Below are 22,522 nucleotides of genomic sequence, written 5' to 3'. Positions count from 1 at the left end.
CCCCGGGGGTCAAGAGCACATTTGACACTGCCCCGGACTGGAAGTTTTACCGACATCTACGTCATTGATTGGTAAATTCAACAATAGGCAAAGACTTCCACAGTCTGCGGCAAATTGACGTTCAATCTTTGGATATCGCCATTTTTGAAAAACCGCCCGAAAATTGCCTCTTTAGAGTGATTACCGGTCTCTTGGCCGCTTGCATATTTATCGTAAAGAACTTGGTTACCATGATCGACGATACTGCTGCAGGCGGGTGGGCATGAACGTTTGGGGCAAGATTGTCACCAAAGGATACGAATTTGGAGCGCGGTCGAACAAGACCGGCGTAACAGAGTGGTTTTGTCTGAATGATTCAGAAGAAACAAAAGGTCGGCCTGAAGGGGCAAACAAAATCCCGGAAGACCAGCCGGACTTTTTATACGATCCTCGCGGGGGCAACTTTGGTGATATCCGGTTTGGCCGGAACCGCCACTTATCTTGGAACCTCGATCGCCCCGTCTCATTTTGTCGCCGCCGGCACTGAGCCGCAGGAGAAATTGACGCTTGCGCAGACACCCCCTGCCACAGCTTCTCTTGGTCTGGCCCCGATTGCGCTGACAATGAAAAAACGGCAAAGCGCCGAAGCGGAAGCCGCTCTTGCAGCGAAAAAAGCCGCCGAACAGGCCGCAGCAATAGCTGCAAAAGCAGAAGCAGCGCTCAAGGCGGAAGCGGCGGCACTCGAGGCCGAGGCTAAAAAGGCTGCGAAGGTGGCCCTTGCCGCCAAGCTCGCAAGGCTGAAACTCGCCCAGACACTTCTGGCCCATCAAGCTGCTTCAGAAAACACAAGTGTTGCCGCGCTCGATGAACCGGCAGCCGATGACACTGCGCCGAACGTCGAGTTCGCAGCGTTACAAAGCGTCGGCACCACGGCTGAAGCAGAGACGAATGTTGCTGCAAAGCCTGAACAGACGGCCGTGAACATTGCCATGGCTGCGGGTAATCCGGCCAAACCCGGCGCCATTCTGCCGCCGACCCCGGACATGAAACCCGAACCGCCGCGCCGCAGCGCGCCTGTGGTTGCAGAAAACCGTCCTGAAGGTAGGGAAAAGCCTGAACAAGCGTCTCCCGTTCTGGCCTATGCAACGCCAGGAAATCCCGAAGAAGATGAAAACGGAGTGTTCGGCGGTCTCGGCAAATTATTCGGCAGCGCCAAGCCCGGACTTCCCGGTGCAGGCAGCAAGATCGCCGTCTATGACATCAGCGCCGCAACCGTTCACATGCCGGACGGCACCAAGCTGGAGGCTCATTCCGGCATTGGACACCGGATGGACAATCCGAAGTTTTCGCACGTGAAGATGCTCGGCCCGACGCCGCCCAATATCTACAACTTGAGAATGCGCGAACGGCGCTTCCATGGCGTGGAGGCCATTCGCATGCTGCCGCAGGACCGTGCTGCCATGAAAGGCCGTGACGGCATGCTGACCCATACGCGTCTGCTGCGCCGCTCCATCGGGTCCCATGGCTGTGTTGCCTTCAAGGACTACAACAAGTTCCTGAACGCATTCAAACGCGGCCACGTGAAGACCTTGATCGTCGTTCCGTCGATGGAAAAGCTGCCGACCTATATGGCAAAACTTCAGCGGAGCACCGGAGCCTGACCTTGCAGGCAACTGCCGGATTGGATATGCCTTCTAAACATCCCGTTTTCAGTCGAGAGCGGGATGTTTCATCGTTTTGAGGCCGCCAGCACGTTCTGGTCTGACGGCGTCAATCAGGCAACTGCCGTTGCAGCATAGCGCCCAGCCCGCCCGGAGCTTTTCTTGACCAAGATCATCCTGCTGCTGCTGTTCATGATTGCCGCGATCCAGGTGATCAAACCGCTTGGCTGGCCTGGTCTCAGGAAACGCTCGGATGCCTGGAAACTGGTGGCGGGCGTTGTGTGCATCACCTTTGCGTCGGTGATCCTGGGTGCACTGTTTCAGGGCGTTTGATTACGTCCAGCAGGTTTGCAAACATCCGACAGCGAGCTCCCCATCAAATGCTACGATCTGACGACGCTCCAACTCTTCATCTGTTTTGCGGCAAGGTTGCTTCCGGCAAGTCGACATTGGCGGATCGCTTTGCCGAACGTCCCGGCAACATTCTCCTGCGGGAAGACGTCTGGCTGTCCGGTCTCTACACCGACCAGATGTCCAGCCTCGCAGATTTTGTCCGCTGTTCGTCACTCTTGAGAAAAACGATAGCGCCGCATGTGGCAGCCCTGCTGGAAAGCGGTCTTTCCGTGGTACTGGACTTTCATGCCAACACGAAAGAAAGCCGGCAATGGATGCGCGCCATTGCCGACAAGGTCGAGTGCAAGCATCAGCTTCATTTTCTCGATGTGCCGGATGAGGTCTGCAAAGAACGCCTTCGCCAGCGCAACGCCGCCGGCAAGCACGAGTTCTCGGTGTCCGAGGCCGAATTCGACCGGATCTCAAACCACTTCCAGCCACCAGCGGAAGACGAGAGCTTCAATCTGAAGATCTATCCCGCCGCCGGCAGCTAGGCTTCTGGCAAAGCAGAGAACCACTATCAGCGCTTGTTGAGCGCGTCGTCCGGATCATCCACTTCCGGATCATAGTCCGTTGCATCAAATCCGAGCAGATTCCAGGTCTGCTGCATGTGCGGCGGCAGCGGTGCCGAAACATCGATCGTGCCATGGCCCGATGGATGCGGGATCACGATCCGGCGCGCCAGCAGATGCAGGCGGTTCTGGATACCACCCGGTAGCTCCCAGTTCTCGATATTGAAATACTTGTCGTCACCGATGATCGGATGACCGATATGAGCCGCATGTGCGCGCAACTGGTGCGTTCGGCCCGTCACCGGTTTCATCGTCACCCAGGAAAGCTTCTGCCCGGACTTTTCGAAGACGGAATAGAGCGACACGGCGTGCTGTGCCTCATCATCGCCCTGACGCACGATCTGCATGCGTTCTTCGCCGTCATTCCTTGCCAGGAAGGTGGAAATGCGGCCCTGAAACGGCTTCGGAACCCCCGCCAGGATTGCCCAGTAGATCTTTTGGGTATTCCGGTGACGGAAGGCCTTTGTCAGTTCCTGCGCGGCCTGACGTGTACGGGCAACCAGAATGATGCCGGAGGTCTCACGGTCAAGACGGTGCACCAGACGCGGCTTGTTGCCCTTGCGGTCGGTATAGGCGTCCAGCATGCCATCCAGGTGGCGCTTGAGGCCTGAACCGCCCTGAACAGCAAGACCTGCCGGCTTGTTGAGCACCATTACCTGGCTGTCTTCAAACAGCAGCATGTCCTCAATGGCCTTGCGGTCGTCAGCAATCAGCTTGGTGGATTTCGGCTTGGCATTCTTCTTGTCGTCCGCCGGAAGTTCCACCCCGAGAGGTGGAATACGGATCATCTGCCCCTTGGCGATACGGGTGTTCGTCTCGGCACGCTTGCCGTCGACGCGGACCTGCCCCGTACGCAGCAGTTTCTGCAGATGACCGAATCCAAGGCCCGGGTAATGGGACTTGAACCAACGGTCGAGGCGCATGCCCGCCTCATCGGCGGACACTTGTTTCTGTTCAATCGCGGACATGTTTTTCTCAAATTCGGCATCCGGCCTGCCGCCGTGACGCGCATCCATCGCCCCTGCATCAAGGCGGGGGGAAAATTCGTTCCGCAGCGTATAGGCGGAATCGGCCCGAAAGGGAAGGAATTCTTAAGTTGCAACCTGGCGCATGATCATCAGTCCGGCAAACACGGCAAGAATGGACAAGGCGACAGAGGCAAGAACATACACGAGTGCCAGATGCGTGTCGCCGCGCTCCCATAGCACTGAGGTGTCGAGCGAAAACGCGGAGAACGTCGTGAAGCCGCCGAGGAAGCCGGTCGCCACGAAATAGCGCAATGACTGCAGGTTGCCGGTCTCATGGCGAACCAGCCAACCGATGAAAAGCCCCATGGCCAGTGAGCCGACGACATTGACAGTAAGAGTCCCGACAGGAAAACCCGGCCCAAACAAACGGAGCGTCGCAAGCGACACCAGATGCCGTCCGCCCGCCCCCAGACCACCGCCCAGCATCACCAGCAAAAGATGTTTCAAACCGTCGCCCCGCTTCTAACTGGTCCCAGCCGTCCCTGAATACGCCGAGTTCAATCCATGCATGGGTGAACCATCACGGAATCTGCCGGGCCAGGGAAAGCCCTATTCGCCGGGAGCCGCCGGCTTTGCAGCCGATTTTTCGCCCATCTGTTCGAACACCTTGACCTGTTCATCGTACTTCGGGTCGATGGTGCCGCAGACACGGTCCCAGAACGAAAAGAAATTGGCGTAATTGTAGCGGAAGCGCGAATGGTGCTGGTCGTGAAAAGTCACGCAGACCATCGGCGAAGGCATACGCGACATCGGCGACGCCCAGAATTCGAAACCGGAATGGCCGATTGTGCCATTGAAATGGTCCCAAAGCCGGTGAACGATCAGCACGGGGATCGGGATCGGCAGGAGGATGACCGCCCACAGATAATAACTCTGCATGACAAAGGCATCGACCAGATCGTCGGAATAGGTACTCCAGACAGTCGGCGCGACCGAGCGGTGATGCTCGGCATGAAAGCGGTACATCGCCTTCGTGTGCATGAACCGGTGGCCCCAGTAGAACCAGGTGTCGAAAGCTAGGATGGAAACGACAAACATCAGGATTGCCGACCACCAGGTCAGCTCCAGCGGCGCGACCAGGGTCCAGCCCTTCATCGAAAGGAAGATGCCGCCGGCAAGACAGCCCGCGGTCACGGTCAACGAATAGACGCTGGCCCGGATTTCCTTCCACATGCGCTTTTCACCACGCCGATTCTGCTGAATACGCCGCTCCGGGTGCCGGTCCTGTATCTTCACCAGCACCCAGCCGGTCGCAAAATACAGGAACACGTTCACAGCGTAGCACGCCGCGTAAATCGGCAGGAATTCAAGCAATATCGTCAGCGCCTGATCGAGCATATCTCTTCATACATCCATTTGGTCGGTTGGCTGACACATGTTAGTACTGTGCGGGCTTACCCGGTTGCCTTGACTTTCGTTTCTTCCGAATCCGGAATTTCCCCGGTCTCTTCCATGGACCGTACCAGCACATCGTACTTCGGATGCACCGTTCCGCAGATCCGGTCCCAGAACGAGAAGAAGTTACCGTAATTGTAGTGAAACTGCGAATGATGCAGATCATGGAACGTCGTGCAAATCAGCGGCGAAGGGAATCGCGACGACTTGGACGCGAAATATTCAAAGCCCGAATGGCCGACCATGCCTGAAATCTGGTCGAACAACCGAAGGGCAAAAACGCTCAAGGCCGGCACCGGCAGCACGAACCAGACCAGAAAATAGAAAAAATGCTCGATCAGGGTGTCGACCGTGGTCGAGCTGTCGTTGCTCCAGACCGTCGGTGCGATCGAGCGGTGATGAGGTACGTGGAATTTGTAGAGCGACGGCCAGTGAAGAATCCGGTGCCCCCAATAGAACCAGGCATCAAACAGGACGAAGCAAACGGCGAACATCAGCGGAAACGACCACCAGCTGAGTTCCAGCGGAGCGAACAGCGTCCAGCCCTGGGTCTGAGCGAAATATCCGGACGACAGCAGGACGGAAGATGTCGCCAACGCCTTCATGGAGGCACGGATTTCCTCTGCCTGTCGTTTCATGCCGTCACGGTGTTTCTGGATCCGCCGGTCAGGATGACGGGCATTTATCGCGATCATTGTGAACCCGGTCGCAAAATAGACCGCAACCATGGCCGCATAGGTGAGCGCCAGAACGATGAGGTAATCGACGAGTAGCCCCATCATGATTTTTCCTGTTTGCCGGTGCCGGCATAAAGCGCTTCGAACCCTTCCACCCGCTCGTCATAGGTCGGATGGATGGTGCCGCAGAACCGGTCCCAGAAGGAAAAGTAGTTGGCGTAGTTGTAGACGAAATACTGGTGATGCTGGTCGTGGTAGAGCGTGCACAGCAGTGGCCAGGGTTTGCGTGCGCTCGGGCTTGCGAAATGCTCATAGCCGCAATGGCCGATGGCGGCCGACACCTGGTCGAACAACCTGTGGCCCAGGAAAACCAGCGGCGGAATTGGCACAACAAAAAGCACAAGCGCATAATAGGAATGGGCGAACAGCGTATCCACACTGGAGCCTGCATCGTTGGACCAGACTGTTGGTGTCACTGTCATGTGGTGCGGCTTGTGGAACCGGTAGAACATCTTGGTGTGCAGGATCCGGTGCCCCCAGTAGAACCAGGTATCGTGCAGGGCCAACGAGATCACGAAGAACAACGGCACAGACCACCAGGACAACGCAACAGGGTCGAACAGCGTCCAGCCACGCAGCTGGGCATAGAGGCCGATGGAAAGGCAGCAGCTCGTGATCGACAGCTGCCCCATGGAAGATTTGATATCGCGCAGGGCATCGTGGGTCGGCTGGCGCTTCTGGATCTTGCGGTCAGGGTGACGCCTGTTCATCACCGTCATGGTCAGACCGGTCGTGAACAGCACGATCAAGCTGGAAGCGTAAAGCACCAGAAAGAAACCCAGAAACACCTCTGGGCCGGTCCCAAAATGTTCGGCAATAAAAGTCATCAACTCAAATATCCACGCGCAATTCCCTGGCCACTTTTGTGCGTAGCGAAAGAGCGGACCTCACGTCAAGGAATGACTTGCCAAATTATGAATATTACCCGGTCAGACGCTTTCCGTCACATGAGCGAAATCGGGATAGATCGACCGGACCAGCTTGTCGACCCGGTCTATTTCCTCTGGAATATCAGAAAGTTTGCCCCGTTCTTCTTCCAGAACCGCCAGAAAGATCCGCGCGCGTGCCTGGTTTACCTGGATCTGCGGCAAAGTGCCCTCGCCTGCCGCAGACAGCACGATGCTGACCAGCCTGTCGGCGGCGTTGAGACGTCCCCACAGATAATCATGTTCCCGCCAACCGCGATTGAAGAAGGCACCGAACGTATTCAGAGACTTGCCCTTTAGGTCGAATCCTTCCGTATAAAGGCTTGCCGCATCGGTCGGGCTGATGCGGTCGACCAGGATTTCCGTCACCTCCGAGAAGTCGTTGCGCTGCAACACGGGAAAGGTGATCAGATCAAAAAAACCGAACCCGATATAGGTTCCCATCAGGGATGTGTGACGGCTCTTGTCGAGAAGGTTTCGGGCCGTCTCGGCAAAGAGTTCGTCCTGAAGCCTGTCCAGATCGGCAAGCCCCATCATCTGTGTCAGGGATTTCAACATTGGCTGGACATGCTCGGCAGCATCCGGACCGCCCGCTTCCGCAGCCCGAACGAACGTTTCGGCGAGTTCCCGGCTGCGGCCACCGAAAAAGCGTTCATTCCAGCGCCAACCCAGATGATCGATCTGCTCGTAAAGCAATCCCTTCATCTGATCGAGCGCCTCGAAATTGGGCGGCGGTAAGTCGGACCCCGGACGATAGTGATAGAAGCCGTTGAGCTTGCGCACCGCAAAGCGAAGCCGGCGTATCCGGTAGTCGACATCCAGCCCGCGCAACAAGGCAACAACATGCGGGTCCGTACGCCCCAGGATGTCCTTGCTCTCGGCTGTCAGGCGGCTGGTGTGACGCGAGTACAGTCCCAAAAGGGCTTCTTCCTGGCCACGCGCACTGTCCAGCCCACTGAGCCGCGCCGTCAGGCCTGCCAGCCGCTCAGCCAGGGAATGAAGTTTCAGGGACTGATAATTGAGAAAGGCGAACCCTGCCTGCTCGAATGCGGCCACGGTTGCCTGCTTCCGGCATAACGAAAGAATGTCAGGTGTGACCCGGCGCCGCTTTGGCAAAATGCCCGCCACCGCCTTTTCCACCATCGGCCCCGCATCATCGATCAGTTGCGAGAGCCAGCGGCTGCGCCGGTTGTTCTGTTCAAGCTCTTTCAGATCATCGCCGATGGGTTCATTGCGCGGGATATGAGCGAGCGAAGCAAGAATCACGCGGAAGAACCCGGGCAGTTCCGAAACGGTGCTATCCGTTTCGACCGGAACCACCGGTGACGGATCCACATAGATCAGCCGCCGGGCAACTTCGCGCACCGCCGGCCGATCCTGAATAACGTCAATCACCGGCGCAAAGGGCTTGTTCATGACGACGCTGCCATCGACAAAACAATGCTGGCCGGCCGTCTCGGACGTCAGGTTCAGCCCTCTTGCAAGAAACGCATCCCGGTTGTGCCACGTCAGGTCGTGATCGACCAGCACCCGCTCCATTTCCGCAACCGTTGCAGGAGGGAACGCCCCTGGAAACGAGGACGTCGCACGAGCCGCAAAGACAATTTCCGGAATGCTGTCGGCATCGAACTGGCTTTCGATATCTCCTGGCATTCTGTGCGCGGCATGGAAACTCAGGATCCGGCGATGATCCCACTCCTCGACATAGTCCGGATCGTCCAGGTGAATGCGTCGCTTGATACCGTTGTAATCGGTGATCGTCACGAACAGGTCGAGCGTCTGACCACGCGGGATAAGACTGCGGCCGGGCACGGCACCGTCCTCCATCTTCTGGCAGGCATCCAGCATCCAGCTGATGAACCGTTCACCGGAAAACGGTGGGGTGAACCACCGTGCCTGCATGAACAGTCGCAGCTTCTCGCGCGTTTCCGCGCTTTCTATCTGCTTTGTCAGCCGTGTGGAAATCAGCTGATCCAGGACCGGCGAAATGGAAATCTTCAGGTATCGGGACAAACCGGCCTGTGGCCGGGCCAAACGCGTAACATCGGCATTCTCCAGCCACATCTCGCTGTGGCTGTCGAGTGGTAGGTCGTGGGTGATGGCCCGCGCAAGCATGATGCCGTTGACGCCACCTGCAGACGCACCGGCAATTGCGTCAACCACCACCCGGATGTCGGCAACGGAGGACAACAGATCGAGCAGATCCTTGTAGGCACTTTGAACCGGAGGAAGCTCCTGATCGGGTACTTCCTGGGCAGAACCGTTCGATTTGCGGTCGAGGCGAACGCTCGACGCCCGAACAAGATTGAGGATTTCCCGGCTTACGCCATGCATGTAGATGGCAAGCGAAACGCCGCCATAAAACACCAGCGCCAATCTGAGTTCGATTTCCTTCATGAGGTCACCGTGGGGAACATGTTGAAGTCCTAACACGAAAGAATGGCTACTATCTTTATGCGGCGGACCTTTCCATTCGCCAATCAAGACATGGCGGAACTATGCTCCCGCCCGATCACTTCTATGCAAACATGGTTTGACGACGAGGCTTGCCGGGAACTTGGCGCTCTGAAGCCTGCTACGATTTTCCCCCGCCTGACCTGTATATTCCGCTAAGATAGTTCATGGATCCGACAGTGATTCTTTAAAGTTCAGCATTATAAAACAGACAATGAGACCAGACCTTTTCGACGCGGAATGAAATGGCCAAGAGTGTAGATACAGCTGCCCAAAGCTCCGATGATACCGGGCAAGCCGAACAGACGACCTCGCTGCAATCCCTGCAGGAAGAGAACGACTATCTGCGATCCGAGTTGGAAGATCTGCGCCTCCTGTACGAGGCGACCATCGAGCATGGCGAAGCGGTCGAGGACCAGCTGGCGGATCAATCCACCAAGCTCGAGGCACTTTCGCGGCAGCTCGCCAAATACCTTTCACCTCAGGTCTATCAATCCATTTTCGAAGGCCGTCAGGAAGTCAAGATTGCGTCCACACGCAAGAAACTGACGGTTTTCTTCTCCGATATAGCCGACTTCACCGAAACGGCAGACCGGCTTGAATCTGAAGAACTCACGGCAATCCTCAACCAGTATCTGACCGAGATGTCGAATATTGCGCTGCGTTACGGCGCGACCATCGACAAATACGTCGGCGACGCCATCCTGATCTTTTTCGGTGACCCGGAAACACGTGGTGTGACCGAGGACGCGCTTGCCTGCGTACGCATGGCCATCGACATGCAGGACCGGATGAAGGCGCTCCAGGGTGCCTGGCGGGAAGCCGGTATCTCCAAACCGATGAAATGCCGCATGGGGATCCATACGGACTATTGCACAGTGGGCAATTTCGGCAGCGAAGACCGGTTGGACTACACCATCATCGGACGTGGCGTGAACACGGCCTCCCGCCTGGAAAGCCTTGCCACACCGGGCTCTATCCTGATCTCCTTCGAAACCTATTCGCAGGTGAAAGAGCAGATCAAATGCGCTGAAAATGGTGAAGTCAACGTCAAGGGGATTGCCTATCCGGTCTCCACCTACGAGGTAATCGGCCTGAAGGACCCCGTACCGGTCAAGGATGATCTGGAAGTCGACCTGGTGTCTCGCCAGCTGGACAAGATTTCCGACACGATGGCACCGGAAGACCGGGACAGGCTGATCGCCACACTCAAGAGCGCCCTCGACCGTCTGACATCCACCGAAACCGCCTGATCTTTCAGGCTACCGAGCTCAGCCTCGTTCCTTGCGCCGCTTGTCCCAGAACTCAAGACGTTTTCTCAGTTCCCGCTCAAACCCTCTCTGGGGTGGGTCGTAATAGGTCTTGCGGCCCAACTGCTCTGGAAAATAATCCTGACCGGAAAAGCCGTCGGGAGCATCGTGATCGTATTGATAGCCGTCGCCGTACCCTTCCTGCTTCATCAGCTTGGTGGGCGCGTTGAGGATATGCTTGGGCGGCAGTAGAGAGCCGCTGGATTTGGCATCCCGCATCGCCGCCTTGTAGGCCACGTAAGCACCGTTCGATTTCGGCGCCGTTGCAAGATAGATCACCGACTGCGCAAGCGCCAATTCCCCTTCGGGCGACCCTAACATCTGGTAAGCGTCACGGGCTGCGTTGGCTTGCACCAGTGCATTAGGGTCGGCCAGCCCGATGTCCTCAACCGCCATGCGGATAAGACGCCGGGCAAGATAGAGCGGGTCCTCCCCGCCATCCAGCATCCGGCAGAACCAGTAGAGGGCGGCATCGGGATCGGAACCCCGCACGGACTTGTGCAGCGCGGAAATCAGATTGTAATGGCCGTCAGCACTCTTGTCGTAGATCGGCGCCCGCCTCTGGACAATTTCCTGCAGGCGCTCGGCATCGAAGACCTCGTCCTCTCCTGCGGCGCGCCAGACATCTTCTGCCAGGGTCAGAGAAGAGCGGCCGTCGCCATCGGCCATGCGGATCAGCACCCGTCGGGCTTCCTCGTCAAGCGGCAGCTTACGCTCTTCCAACTCCTCTGCCCGCGCCAGCAGTTTTTCGATCGCATCCGCGGAAAGGGAATGGAACGTCATGACGTGAGAGCGCGACAGCAAGGCCGCGTTAAGCTCAAAGGACGGGTTTTCCGTGGTCGCACCAACCAGCGTGATCGTGCCGTCCTCCATCACCGGAAGGAAGCTGTCCTGCTGCGCCCGGTTGAACCGATGGATCTCGTCTACGAAGAGCAGCGTTGCCCTGCCGCTCATGCGCCGGGCGCGAGCCGTTTCGAACACCTTCTTCAGGTCCGAAACACCGGAAAAGATCGCCGAGATCTGTTCGAACGCAAGGTCCGTTTCATTGGCCAGCAACCGGGCAATGGTTGTCTTGCCGGTACCCGGTGGCCCCCAGAAGATCAACGAACCAAGCGTCCGCGTCTTAAGCATGCGCGACAGCGTGCCTTCCGGCCCGAGCAGGTGATCCTGCCCGACCACATCGGCAAGTTTGGTCGGTCGCATCCGGTCCGCAAGTGGCCGCGGGCCGGACTGGCTTAGTCCGGAAGCTTCGAACAGATCGCTCACACTGTCTCCTAACCGCGCAGGATGAGCTGTGAAACCTTGCCGTCCCGCTCGATATCGAGCTGCCAAACACGCGGTGGCTTCTTGGTGATACCTTCCAGCATTTCGGTGGTTTCGACGGTTTGCCGGTTGATCCCCCGGATGATGTCACCCGGGCGAAGCCCAACACGGTCCGCGGTGCTGCCGCGCTTCACTTCGGCAATCACGACACCGTCGAAAATCCCTTCCATTCCAAGTTCCTCGGAAACGGCAGGCGAAAGGTTCATGACCGTCGCGCCTTCGAAGGGCGAATAGTCGACAAGTTCACGCGTATCCCGTGGAATGGTTTCGGGAGCCGGCTGCAGCGACACGGTCACATGCTCTTCCGCACCGTCCCTCAGGACAACAAAATCGGTCTGTTCGCCAATCATCTTTGTTGCAAAACGATAGCCGAAGGAATTGGGATCGGTCACTTCCTTGCCGTCAACCGCAATCACCAGATCGCTGACCCGAAGCCCGGCCTCAAAGGCAGGAGACCCATCAAAGACTGCCGTCACAAGCACACCGCGTGGCCGGTCGAGAGACAGCGCTTCGGCGATTTCGGCATTCACCAGCTGCACGGTCGCCCCCAGCCAGGGCCGCTGCACCTTGCCGCCATGATCGGCAGCTTTCGCTACGAAACGCGCCATATGCGCCGGAATGGCAAAGCCGATACCGTTGGAGCCGCCGGAGCGAGAATAGATGGCCGAGTTGATGCCAACCAGCTTGCCGGTCATATCGACAAGCGCACCGCCGGAGTTGCCCGGGTTGATTGCAGCGTCGGTCTGGATGAAGAACTGAAAGTCCGTTACGCCGACCTGCGTGCGAGCCGTGGCCGAGACGATGCCCTGGGTAACCGTCTGGCCGACACCGAACGGGTTACCGATGGCAAGCACGATGTCGCCGACTTCAAGGCTGTCGGAATCCGCAAAGTCGATGCTTTCGAAAGGTCCATCACCCCGGATCTTCAGCACCGCGAGGTCGGTACGTTCGTCCATGAGAACAATATCGGCATCGAATTCACGACGGTCGTTCAGGGCGACGCGAACGTCGTCCGCGTCCTTGATCACATGATGGTTGGTGATCACCGTACCATCACTCGAAATGATGACGCCGGATCCAAGGGACGATTCAACCCTCTGCCGTGGCCTGTCGTTCCCGCCGGGCTGGCCGAAGAACCGGCGAAAGAAGGGATCGTCCATAAAGGGTGACACTTGCCGACGCTGCACCACCTTGCGGCTGGCATAAACGTTGACCACCGCCGGCGCGACCTTTTTCACGATTGGCGCGAAGGAGAGTTTGATCTGCGCATCGCTTTGCGGAACAAGCCGAAGATCGGCCGGAGACGGCTGCACGGTCTGCGAAAGCGCAGCAGACATACCGATCAGGCCGGCCAGGCCCGCTATGACAAGGGAACGCGTAAAGCTGGTCAGAACCAGGCGCATGGCGGGTGCCTCTTTTTCGAATCTTCTCATATCCATCGCGATACATGGCAGATAGGGAGGAAAAGAGGCAAATACAAAAGGGGCCGCCGGATTTCCGGCGGCCCCTTTTTCATCATGCAGGCTTACTTCAGGCCGAACGAACCTGCGCAAGGAAGCTGCGCACTTCGTGATCCAGTTCTTCAGCTTTCGATGCCATGTCCGCTGCTTCTTCGGAGAAGTTCTGTGCAGCCATGTTGGTATCGTTCGACAGAGAAGAAACGTTGCGGATGTCCTCGGTAACCTTGGAGGTTCCACCGGCGGCCCGTTGAGTGTTCTCTGCAATGCCCTGCGTCGCGTAGCTCTGCTCGGTAACGGCTGCAGCAACTTCGCTCACCGACTTTGTAATCTCGTCGATGGTCTTCTGGATGTCGCCGATGGCATCAACCGCATCGTCGGTCGCCCCGCGGATGGCATCGATCTGCTGCTGGATTTCGCCGGTTGCCTTGCCTGTCTGGGACGCAAGATCCTTGACCTCGGAGGCAACCACCGCAAAGCCCTTGCCGGCTTCACCGGCACGTGCGGCTTCGATGGTGGCGTTGAGGGCCAGAAGGTTGGTCTGGTCGGCGATATCGGAAATCAACGTGACGACTTCGCCGATCCGGTTGGCAGCTTCCGCAAGCGAGCGCACCGTATCGTTGGTCGTTTCCGCACGTTTGGTTGCTTCGGCAGCAACGCTGGAAGAGCGTTCGATCAGCGTCGAGATTTCCTGGATCGAGCTGGAAAGCTGATCGGAAGCTGCTGCGATCGATTCCACTTCGGCCAGAGTTTCTTCCGACATGGTGGCCGCATTGGCAGATGTTTCGCCTGCCATGTCGGTCATGCTGCGCATCTTGTTCGCCGATTCGCGCAAGGTTGCAGCGGTATGGGCAACCTTGTCGACGACGGTGCCGACGGTCGCTTCAAAGTCGCCGGCAAGGCTTGCCAGCATCTCCTGACGCTGTTCGGCCTGGCGCCTTGCATCATCGGCTTCCTCGGCTGCACGACGCTCGTTTTCTTCAGCCGCGTTCTGACGGATCTGAAGAACGGCCCGGCCGATGTCGCCGATTTCGTCCTTGCGGTTCGCTGCCTTGATCTCCGCGCCAAGATCACCGGAGGCAATCGCGTTGAGAGCCCCTACAAGCGTGGTGAGAGGACGGGTGATCGACTGGGAGAAGAACAGGGCAATGACGGCTGCAACGGCAATTGTTGCAAGCGACCAGAGGAACATCTGATCGCGCATGCGAATGACGGCAGACAGCGTTTCTTCAACGCTCTTCTCTGCAACGATGGCCCAGTTCTGCCCCTGGAAGGCTAGCGGACGCGCAACGACAAGATCATCAACGCCATCAGCCCCCTGAACGATACCGGCTGAAGCGGTGCCGGCGGCAGCTTCAATCGCCGGTCCGCTGGAAACGCTGGTGCTGAGCGCGGTCGGCGCACCTGCAAGCGGCATGTCGCTGAGCGCGAGGCCGTCCTGGTTGATCACGTAAACCTGACCGGTTTCCCCGAGGTCTTCACGGTTCGCGACAACTTCACTCAGGAAATCGGAATCGATCCGCATGACCGCAACACCGCTGAGGCTGATCGTACCGAACGAATTCATGAACACGGGCGATGCCAGGAACAGAGAGCCCTCGCCGCCGGCAGGGGTATAGGGTGCAAAGACACTGGCAGCGATCTCCCCCTCACCCAGCTCCTTGGCAGCATTGTAGACCATCTCCAGGCCGGTCCCTTCGGCAACACTGCCTTCGCCAAGCTTGGACAGGAATTCGTCACCCTTGGTGACCGAATAAAGAATGAGACCGGCGTTATCGAGCAGATAAAGATCTGCGAAGCCGCCGTTCTTCCAGACATTGTAGAAGGCCGGGTGCGCCTCGGTGTGGCGCCAGGCATACATTGTCTTCTGTTCCTTGCCTGTGACCGCTGCACGTTCTTCAGGGCTCTGCGGCGCCTGGAACAGGCCGAGAATTTCGTCTTTTTCCTTGGCAAGGTTCATGGTCGCGTTGCCAAGGTTGCTCAACGGATCCGACACGCTGGACGCCAGGTTCACGATCTGGGATTCAGCTGCGTGCAGGCGCGACTGCAGGAGCGCGTTACGCGCTGTGATGACCATGCCAAGTTCGGCTTCTGCCGCTTGTTGCAATCCGTCGCGACCGGTCATGTAGCCGATGACACCCACCGCCGCACATGCGGCGACTGTAATCACGATCATCAGAGCCGGAATAACAAAAGAAAGTCGAAGAGAAGGCGACCTCTTCTTAGAAGCGGAATTCGTTTTGGCTATCACAGTAAATCTCCCCAGCCTCTCCCACTAGTCCAGGAGGCATGGCTAGAAGCTAGGCAGTTTTCCTTAAATCATTGATAATTGCGGTCTCATTATTCGAAACGAATACATTTGGGCCGACAGTCACCAAGACAACAAAAAAAGGCGGGCAAATCTGCCCGCCTTTCCCGATTGCCATTGAGGCAATTTTTACGCTGCGTTTTCAGCTGCTTCTTCAGCTTCAACGCGAGCACGGTCTTCAGCACCGCGTGCTTCCGGATCACGGTCGACCAGCTCGATAACAGCCATCGGAGCGTTGTCGCCATAGCGGAAGCCGGCTTTCAGCACGCGGGAGTAACCGCCGCTGCGGTCCTTGTAACGCTCACCGAGCGTTTCGAACAGCTTGGCAACCATTGCCGCATCGCGAATCTGCGAAATGGCCTGGCGGCGTGCATGCAGGTCACCGCGCTTGCCCAGGGTGATGAGCTTGTCGATGATCGGCTTCATTTCTTTAGCCTTCGGCAGGGTCGTTACGATCTGTTCGTGTTTGATCAGCGACGCTGCCATGTTCGCGAACATAGCCTTACGGTGGCTAGAGGTCCGGTTGAGCTTGCGGCCGGATTTACCGTGGCGCATGGCCCTCTCCTTTTTCTTTCAGGCAGTCAGTTCTTCTCGTTGAACTCTTGCCCGGTTGATCCTCACAGGACGCGTACGCCCTTAGTACTGATGGTCTTCGTAGCGCTTGGCGAGATCATCGATGTTCTCAGGCGGCCAGTTGGCAACTTCCATGCCGAGATGGAGACCCATCTGGGCGAGAACTTCCTTGATTTCGTTCAGCGACTTGCGGCCGAAATTCGGGGTCCGCAGCATTTCCGCTTCGGTCTTCTGAATGAGATCGCCAATATACACGATATTGTCGTTCTTCAGGCAGTTTGCAGACCGTACAGACAGTTCCAGCTCGTCGACCTTCTTCAGAAGCGCAGGGTTGAAAGCCAGTTCCGGGACGCTGTCCTCGGCGACTTCACGCTGCGGCTCTTCGAAGTTGACGAAGATGGAGAGCTGATCCTGCAGAATGCGTGCAGCGAATGCCACGGCGTCTTCCGGCTTGACGGAACCATCGGTTTCGACAGTCAGGGTCAGCTTGTCATAGTCAAGAACCTGGCCTTCACGGGTGTTTTCCACCTTGTAGGAGACCTTCTTGACCGGAGAGTAGAGGCTGTCGACCGGGATCAGGCCAATCGGCGCATCTTCCGGACGGTTCCGATCGGAAGAATGGTAGCCCTTGCCGGTGTTGACGGTGAATTCCATGCGGATTTCAGCGCCTTCATCCAGCGTGCAGAGCACCAGTTCCGGATTGAGAACCTCGACGTCGCCAACAGTCTGAATATCGCCGGCGGTGACAACACCCGGACCCTGTTTGCGCACGACCATGCGCTTGGGACCCTCGCCTTCCATGCGGATGGCGATTTCCTTGATATTCAGCACGATGTCGGTGACATCTTCCCGGACACCCGGGATCGACGAGAACTCATGCAGAACGCCATCGATCTGAACGGCAGTCACGGCGGCACCCTGCAGAGAAGACAGCAGGATACGGCGCAGCGCGTTGCCAAGGGTCAGACCGTAGCCACGCTCGAGCGGCTCGGCAACGACGGTTGCCAAGAAGCGCGGGTCTTCACCCGGCTTGATCTCGAGTTTGGTCGGCTTGATCAGTTCTTGCCAGTTTTTTTGAATGGTCACGTTTTCGTCCCTTCGGCTATCCCGCCCGGCGGATCAGCGCCAGGCCATTCTTTGCCATTTGGAGAAACAAGTACCTAAAGCTGGGAAGCCTTAGACGCGGCGACGCTTGCGCGGACGGCAGCCGTTGTGCGGAATCGGCGTCACGTCACGGATGGACGTGATCAGGAAACCGGCGGCCTGCAGGGCACGCAGAGCAGATTCACGACCGGAACCCGGACCGCGCACTTCCACTTCCAGGGTGCGCATGCCGTGCTCGGCAGCTTTTTTCGCAGCATCTTCCGCAGCAACCTGGGCAGCATACGGAGTGGACTTACGGGAACCTTTGAAACCGAGTGCACCGGCGGACGACCAGGAGATCGCGTTGCCCTGTGCGTCGGTGATCGTGATCATGGTGTTGTTGAACGTGGAGTTCACATGCGCGACGCCAGAAGAGATGTTCTTGCGTTCGCGGCGACGCACGCGCGTCGTGTCTTTAGCCATTCTCTTATCCTTGTTTTGATCTCGTCACTGCCGTAATGCCGGCAGCTCCACCACCAATCGAGGCAGGGTAATTACTTCTTCTTACCAGCGATCGGTTTAGCCGGACCCTTGCGGGTACGTGCGTTCGTGTGCGTCCGCTGACCGCGAACCGGCAGGCCGCGACGGTGACGCAGGCCGCGGTAGCAGCCAAGGTCCATCAGACGCTTGATGTTCATCGCGGTCTCACGACGCAGGTCACCTTCAACGAGGTAATCGCGGTCGATGGTTTCGCGGATGGACAGAACTTCTGCGTCGGAAAGCTCGTTCACACGGCGGGCAGCATCGATGTTGTTCTTCTCGATGATTTCCTGCGCGAACTTCGCGCCGATGCCGTGAATATACTGAAGCGCGATGACAACGCGCTTGTTCGTCGGGATGTTAACGCCAGCAATACGTGCCACGTTCGTCTCCATGATTACGCAGCGAGACCATGGTCTTGCCGCAGGTTGTAATGCCCGCGTCCGGTGGAGTCCGGCCCTTGCGGGTACGAAAATGCCGGGGTAACCCCGGCACAGAGAATGCCGGCCCCACTTACATGGAACCGGCTTAACTGTAAGGTAGAGCGGGTCGTTTAACGGCTCTAAACCTTTTCGTCAAGTCCTTGAAGAACGGAATCTATTGAAGCCGTCACTTCATCAATGGACTGCATGCCGTCAATCACGGAAAGAAGACCTGTCTTCTCGTAATACGGCACAACAACTGCGGTATCGCGGTTGTAGGCTTCAAGGCGTTGCTTGAAGACTTCCGGATCATCGTCCTTGCGCACCGGCTGACCCGCAGCCTGTGCATCAGCAGCGCGCTTGATGATCCGATCGACCAGCTTCGACTGGTCAACACGCAGTTCGATAACAGCGTTCAGCTTGAGGCTGTTTGCTTCCAGCATCTCGTCAAGCGCTTCGGCCTGGGCGAGCGTGCGGGGAAAACCATCAAGAATGAATCCGTTCCTGGCATCTTCTTCGGCGATCCGGTCGCGGATGATACCGACAACGATCTCATCCGACACGAGCCCACCTGCGTCCATGACTTCCTTGGCTTTAACGCCTACCGGGGTCTGGGCGGCCACTGCGGCCCGCAGCATGTCTCCGGTGGAGAGCTGCGGGATCGCGTATTTCGCAACGAGGTGCGCGGCCTGTGTCCCCTTCCCCGCTCCTGGCGGTCCAACCAGAATAAGCCTCATCGACGCCTCCCACTTAATTTCGCTTTTTTCACCAGACCCTCATATTGGTGCGCAAGCAAATGCCCCTGGATCTGTGACACGGTATCCATCGTCACGCTTACGACAATCAACAAAGAGGTGCCACCGAAATAGAACGGAACGCCTGTCGCCGAAATAAGGAATTCGGGTAATAGACAAACGACGGTGATGTAAATTGCACCGACCACCGTAATGCGCGTCAGAACGTAGTCGATATACTGCGCTGTACGCTCGCCGGGACGGATTCCGGGAATGAAACCGCCGTGTTTCTTCAGGTTGTCCGCAGTGTCGCTCGGATTGAAAACGATCGCGGTATAGAAGAAACAGAAGAACACGATCATCGCTGCGTAGAACACCATGAATAACGGCTGGCCGTGACCAAGCGCCGCAGTGATATACGTCAGCCACTCATTGCCCGAACCCTGACTGAAGCCGCCAATGGTGGCAGGAACCAGCAGGAGGGAAGAAGCGAAGATCGGCGGAATCACACCGGCAGTATTGAGCTTGAGCGGCAGGAACGAGGTGTTGCCCTCGAACATGCGATTGCCCATCTGGCGCTTAGGATACTGAATCAGCAGTCTGCGCTGAGCCCGTTCCATGAACACGATCAGTGCGATCACCACAACAGCCAGTATCAGGATGCCGAGAATCAGGATCGTCGACATCGAGCCCTGGCGACCGAGTTCAAGCACATTGACCAGCGCGACCGGCAGACCGGCGACAATGCCGGCAAAGATGATCAGCGAAATACCGTTACCGATACCGCGCGATGTGATCTGCTCACCGAGCCACATCAGGAACATGGTACCGCCGACAAGCGTCAGGACAGTTGATGCGCGGAAAAACCAGCCCGGATCGGCGACCACATTGGTCGCTCCTTCCAGACCGACTGCGATACCGTAAGCCTGGAAAGCCGCCAGGATTACAGTACCGTAGCGCGTGTACTGGTTGATGACCTTGCGGCCCTGCTCGCCTTCCTTCTTCATCTGCTCGAGCGTCGGTACGACGGTCGTCATGAGCTGCATGATAATGGAGGCGGAAATATACGGCATAATGCCGAGAGCGAAGATCGCCATGCGCTCGACAGCACCGCCGGCAAACATGTTGAACATGCCGATGATGCCGGACTGGGCCTGATTGAAGGCCTGCGCAAAGGCGTCCGGATTGATGCCGGGCAAGGGAATGTAAGTGCCCAGTCGATAAACCAAAAGCGCCCCCAGTGTGAACCAGATGCGCTTTTTGAGTTCTTCAGCCTTGGCGAAAGCTGAGAAATTGAGATTTGACGCCAGTTGCTCGGCGGCCGATGCCATGCCCTACTCCGGAATGCTTGCCCAAGAAATGGGTGAAGCCCAGGCTGTTAAGCCTGAGCTCCCAGAACGGCAACCTTGCCGCCTGCTTTTTCGATCGCTGCGATAGCGCCCTTGGAGGCACCGGCAACTTCAAAGGTCACTGCAGTGGTGAGTTCACCGTTGGCAACGATGCGCACACCGTCACGGACCCGCTTGACAACGCCTGCTGCCTTCAGCGCTTCGACGGTAACCGTCTCGGACGCATTCAGCTTGCCTGCATCAATCGCCTTCTGAACACGGCCAACGGACACAGTGTTGTAGTCCTTGGCAAAAATGTTCGTGAAGCCGCGCTTCGGCAGACGGCGGTGAAGCGGCATCTGACCGCCTTCAAAGCCTTTGATAGCAACGCCGGAACGGGACTTCTGACCTTTGACACCACGGCCACCAGTCTTGCCCTTGCCGGACCCGATGCCACGAGCCACACGCATGCGGTCTTTTACGGCACCTTCGTTGTCACGAAGTTCATTGAGCTTCATGTTCGTTTCTCCTCACCCCGTTCTTACGCGTTGTCTTCGACGACGCGAACGAGATGCTGGACCTTATTGATCATGCCGCGCACTTCAGGAGTATCCTTCAGTGTGGAACGGCGGTGCATCTTGTTCAGGCCGAGACCGACGAGCGTCGCGCGCTGGTCCTTAGGACGGCGCAGCGGGCTGCCGATCTGTTCGACCGTGACAGTCTTTTCGGTGTTCGCCATGGAACATACCCTCTCTCAGCTGGGGACCGGAGCCGCTAAGGTCAAGCCTCAGCGGCAGCCGAAGCCGCCTCATCGTTGTTGTCACGACGGCGGGACTGCAGCACAGAGACCTTCAGGCCACGGCGGGCAGCGACGGAACGCGGGCTGTCTTCCTTGGTCAGCGCAGCAAAAGTTGCACGCACCATGTTGTAGGGGTTGGAAGTCCCCAGAGACTTGGCCACAACGTCCTGGACGCCGAGCGTTTCGAAAACGGCACGCATCGGACCGCCTGCGATGATTCCGGTACCGGCCGGAGCTGCACGAAGCAGAACCTTGCCAGCGCCGTGACGGCCTTCCACATCGTGGTGGAGGGTCCGGCCTTCGCGAAGCGGTACACGGATCATCGTGCGCTTTGCTGCTTCAGTTGCCTTACGGATGGCTTCCGGCACTTCACGCGCCTTGCCATGACCGAAGCCGACGCGGCCCTTCTGGTCACCAACCACAACGAGTGCTGCGAAGCCGAAACGACGGCCACCCTTGACCACTTTCGCAACGCGGTTGATGTGAACGAGCTTGTCGACGAATTCGCTGTCTCGCTCGTCGCGATCGCGATTTTCTTGTCTCGCCATATTATACGTCTTCCGTTCTTAAGAGCGCCAACGGGCGCTGGTCAGAATTCAAGTCCACCTTCACGGGCTGCATCAGCAAGCGCTTTTACGCGCCCATGATACTGGTACCCGCCACGGTCGAACACGACCTGCTTTACGCCAGCGGCAGCAGCACGCTCGGCGACAAGCTTGCCAACGGCTGCGGCTGCAGCGACGTCGGCGCCCGTTTTCAGGCTGCTCTTGAGATCTGTTTCGATCGTTGAAGCAGAGACAATCGTATGTCCCTTCGCATCGTCGATGATCTGGGCGTAGATCTGCTTCGACGAGCGGAAGACAGAAAGGCGCGGACGACCGTTCGCGGCTTTCTGAATCGAACGGCGCACGCGATCGCGGCGGCGCTCGAAAGCTTGTTTGCTGTTCGCCATGATCTGGGTCCGTTACTTCTTCTTGCCTTCTTTGCGGACGATGAACTCGCCTGCATAACGAACGCCTTTGCCCTTGTAGGGCTCCGGCGGGCGGAATTCACGAATTTCAGCAGCAACCTGACCGACGCGCTGTTTGTCGGTACCGGTGATGTTGATTTCCGTGGGTTTCGGGCACACGATATCGATACCATCCGGGATCGGATAGACAACGTCATGAGAGAAACCGAGCGCCAGCTGAAGGTTCTTGCCCTGGACCTGAGCGCGATAACCGACACCGGTGATGGCGAGGTCTTTCTTGAAGCCCTCGGTTACGCCAGTGATCAGGTTCGCGACCATGGTGCGGCTCATGCCCCACATGGAGCGAGCCGGCTTGGAGCTGTTGCACGGATCGATTTTGATCCCATCATCCGTCATTTCGGCCAGAACAAGATCATTGAGCACGAAAGACTTTTCGCCTTTCGGGCCTTTGATCGTAACAGTCTGACCGTCGATCGATGCCGTTACCCCGCTTGGCACGGGGACTGGCTTTTTGCCAATACGAGACATAT

The 22,522-nt window shown here is 57.7% G+C and carries 23 protein-coding genes and 1 pseudogene; 4 read left to right on the top strand and 20 right to left on the bottom strand.

The genetic code is table 11. The annotated features are described in order from the left end of the window. The first annotated feature begins 350 nt into the window (after positions 1-350). From HEP89_RS20170 to HEP89_RS20160, 3 genes are all read left to right on the top strand, one after another. The gene (locus HEP89_RS20170; protein WP_168692912.1) at positions 351-1,640 is read left to right on the top strand and encodes a DUF2778 domain-containing protein; all 1,290 of its coding nucleotides are present in this window, start codon (positions 351-353) and stop codon (positions 1,638-1,640) included. Between the two features lie 162 nt (positions 1,641-1,802). Next, the gene (locus HEP89_RS20165; protein ID WP_022998263.1) at positions 1,803-1,973 is read left to right on the top strand and encodes a hypothetical protein; all 171 of its coding nucleotides are present in this window, start codon (positions 1,803-1,805) and stop codon (positions 1,971-1,973) included. Between the two features lie 47 nt (positions 1,974-2,020). After that, entirely contained in the window at positions 2,021-2,527 is a 507-nt protein-coding gene (locus HEP89_RS20160; protein ID WP_168692911.1) for an ATP-binding protein, read from the top strand. Positions 2,528-2,553: 26 nt separating this feature from the next. Here the strand turns inward: HEP89_RS20160 and HEP89_RS20155 are convergent, their stop codons facing one another. From HEP89_RS20155 to HEP89_RS20130, 6 genes are all read right to left on the bottom strand, one after another. Continuing rightward, positions 2,554-3,573 (bottom strand): RluA family pseudouridine synthase, encoded by a 1,020-nt coding sequence (locus HEP89_RS20155; RefSeq protein WP_035909367.1) that lies wholly within the window; start codon positions 3,571-3,573, stop codon positions 2,554-2,556. Between the two features lie 123 nt (positions 3,574-3,696). Further along, positions 3,697-4,080 (bottom strand): fluoride efflux transporter CrcB, encoded by a 384-nt coding sequence (gene crcB / locus HEP89_RS20150; protein ID WP_077292688.1) that lies wholly within the window; start codon positions 4,078-4,080, stop codon positions 3,697-3,699. A 102-nt stretch (positions 4,081-4,182) separates the two neighbouring features. Beyond that, complete coding sequence (locus tag HEP89_RS20145) at positions 4,183-4,971, bottom strand: sterol desaturase family protein (RefSeq protein WP_077292687.1); 789 nt, start codon at positions 4,969-4,971, stop codon at positions 4,183-4,185. A gap of 56 nt (positions 4,972-5,027) precedes the next feature. Beyond that, entirely contained in the window at positions 5,028-5,810 is a 783-nt protein-coding gene (locus HEP89_RS20140; protein ID WP_031268323.1) for a sterol desaturase family protein, read from the bottom strand. Further along, complete coding sequence (locus tag HEP89_RS20135) at positions 5,807-6,592, bottom strand: sterol desaturase family protein (RefSeq protein WP_055654709.1); 786 nt, start codon at positions 6,590-6,592, stop codon at positions 5,807-5,809. Before HEP89_RS20135 ends, HEP89_RS20140 begins: the two co-directional genes overlap by 4 nt. A 102-nt stretch (positions 6,593-6,694) precedes the next feature. Continuing rightward, a complete protein-coding gene (locus HEP89_RS20130; protein ID WP_168692910.1) occupies positions 6,695-9,088 on the bottom strand; it encodes a patatin-like protein in 2,394 nt (797 codons plus the stop codon). A 476-nt stretch (positions 9,089-9,564) separates the two neighbouring features. Here HEP89_RS20130 and HEP89_RS20125 point away from each other — a divergent pair. Next, positions 9,565-10,398: pseudogene (locus tag HEP89_RS20125) on the top strand (adenylate/guanylate cyclase domain-containing protein); the annotation flags it as partial. Positions 10,399-10,416: 18 nt separating this feature from the next. Here the strand turns inward: HEP89_RS20125 and HEP89_RS20120 are convergent. The 14 genes from HEP89_RS20120 to rplF form a co-directional block, all read right to left on the bottom strand. Continuing rightward, positions 10,417-11,658: a replication-associated recombination protein A gene (locus HEP89_RS20120; protein ID WP_208997915.1), complete on the bottom strand. Its 1,242-nt coding sequence runs from the start codon at positions 11,656-11,658 to the stop codon at positions 10,417-10,419. A gap of 71 nt (positions 11,659-11,729) precedes the next feature. Further along, the gene (locus HEP89_RS20115; RefSeq protein WP_055656607.1) at positions 11,730-13,181 is read right to left on the bottom strand and encodes a DegQ family serine endoprotease; all 1,452 of its coding nucleotides are present in this window, start codon (positions 13,179-13,181) and stop codon (positions 11,730-11,732) included. A gap of 127 nt (positions 13,182-13,308) precedes the next feature. Continuing rightward, positions 13,309-15,411, bottom strand: a complete 2,103-nt coding sequence (locus tag HEP89_RS20110) for a methyl-accepting chemotaxis protein (protein ID WP_168692908.1) — start codon at positions 15,409-15,411, stop codon at positions 13,309-13,311. Between the two features lie 261 nt (positions 15,412-15,672). Beyond that, a complete protein-coding gene (rplQ, locus tag HEP89_RS20105) occupies positions 15,673-16,098 on the bottom strand; it encodes a 50S ribosomal protein L17 (RefSeq protein ID WP_055654713.1) in 426 nt (141 codons plus the stop codon). An 81-nt stretch (positions 16,099-16,179) separates the two neighbouring features. Continuing rightward, positions 16,180-17,202, bottom strand: a complete 1,023-nt coding sequence (locus HEP89_RS20100) for a DNA-directed RNA polymerase subunit alpha (protein WP_006936426.1) — start codon at positions 17,200-17,202, stop codon at positions 16,180-16,182. Between the two features lie 90 nt (positions 17,203-17,292). Continuing rightward, positions 17,293-17,682 carry a 30S ribosomal protein S11 gene (gene rpsK / locus HEP89_RS20095; protein WP_006936427.1) on the bottom strand — a complete coding sequence of 130 codons (390 nt, stop codon included), beginning with the start codon at positions 17,680-17,682 and terminating at the stop codon, positions 17,293-17,295. A 71-nt stretch (positions 17,683-17,753) separates the two neighbouring features. Beyond that, complete coding sequence (rpsM, locus tag HEP89_RS20090; RefSeq protein WP_031268319.1) at positions 17,754-18,122, bottom strand: 30S ribosomal protein S13; 369 nt, start codon at positions 18,120-18,122, stop codon at positions 17,754-17,756. Positions 18,123-18,301: 179 nt separating this feature from the next. After that, positions 18,302-18,898 carry an adenylate kinase gene (locus tag HEP89_RS20085; RefSeq protein ID WP_022998251.1) on the bottom strand — a complete coding sequence of 199 codons (597 nt, stop codon included), beginning with the start codon at positions 18,896-18,898 and terminating at the stop codon, positions 18,302-18,304. Then, entirely contained in the window at positions 18,895-20,226 is a 1,332-nt protein-coding gene (gene secY, locus HEP89_RS20080) for a preprotein translocase subunit SecY (RefSeq protein WP_022998250.1), read from the bottom strand. The genes HEP89_RS20085 and secY overlap by 4 nt, the downstream gene beginning before the upstream one ends. Positions 20,227-20,273: 47 nt before the next feature. Continuing rightward, positions 20,274-20,741 (bottom strand): 50S ribosomal protein L15, encoded by a 468-nt coding sequence (gene rplO / locus HEP89_RS20075; RefSeq protein WP_077292683.1) that lies wholly within the window; start codon positions 20,739-20,741, stop codon positions 20,274-20,276. Between the two features lie 23 nt (positions 20,742-20,764). Next, complete coding sequence (gene rpmD, locus HEP89_RS20070) at positions 20,765-20,962, bottom strand: 50S ribosomal protein L30 (protein WP_006936433.1); 198 nt, start codon at positions 20,960-20,962, stop codon at positions 20,765-20,767. Between the two features lie 41 nt (positions 20,963-21,003). Then, a complete protein-coding gene (gene rpsE / locus HEP89_RS20065) occupies positions 21,004-21,570 on the bottom strand; it encodes a 30S ribosomal protein S5 (protein ID WP_006936434.1) in 567 nt (188 codons plus the stop codon). A 41-nt stretch (positions 21,571-21,611) separates the two neighbouring features. Continuing rightward, a complete protein-coding gene (gene rplR, locus HEP89_RS20060; protein ID WP_022998248.1) occupies positions 21,612-21,974 on the bottom strand; it encodes a 50S ribosomal protein L18 in 363 nt (120 codons plus the stop codon). 12 nt (positions 21,975-21,986) lie between these two features. After that, a complete protein-coding gene (gene rplF / locus HEP89_RS20055; RefSeq protein ID WP_022998247.1) occupies positions 21,987-22,520 on the bottom strand; it encodes a 50S ribosomal protein L6 in 534 nt (177 codons plus the stop codon). Positions 22,521-22,522: the final 2 nt, after the last annotated feature.

This window comes from Labrenzia sp. 5N (assembly GCF_012395805.1).
GTDB classification, from domain to species: domain Bacteria; phylum Pseudomonadota; class Alphaproteobacteria; order Rhizobiales; family Stappiaceae; genus Roseibium; species Roseibium algicola.
Note: the sequence above shows the minus strand (reverse complement) of the source record. Positions and strands in the feature narration are given on the sequence as shown.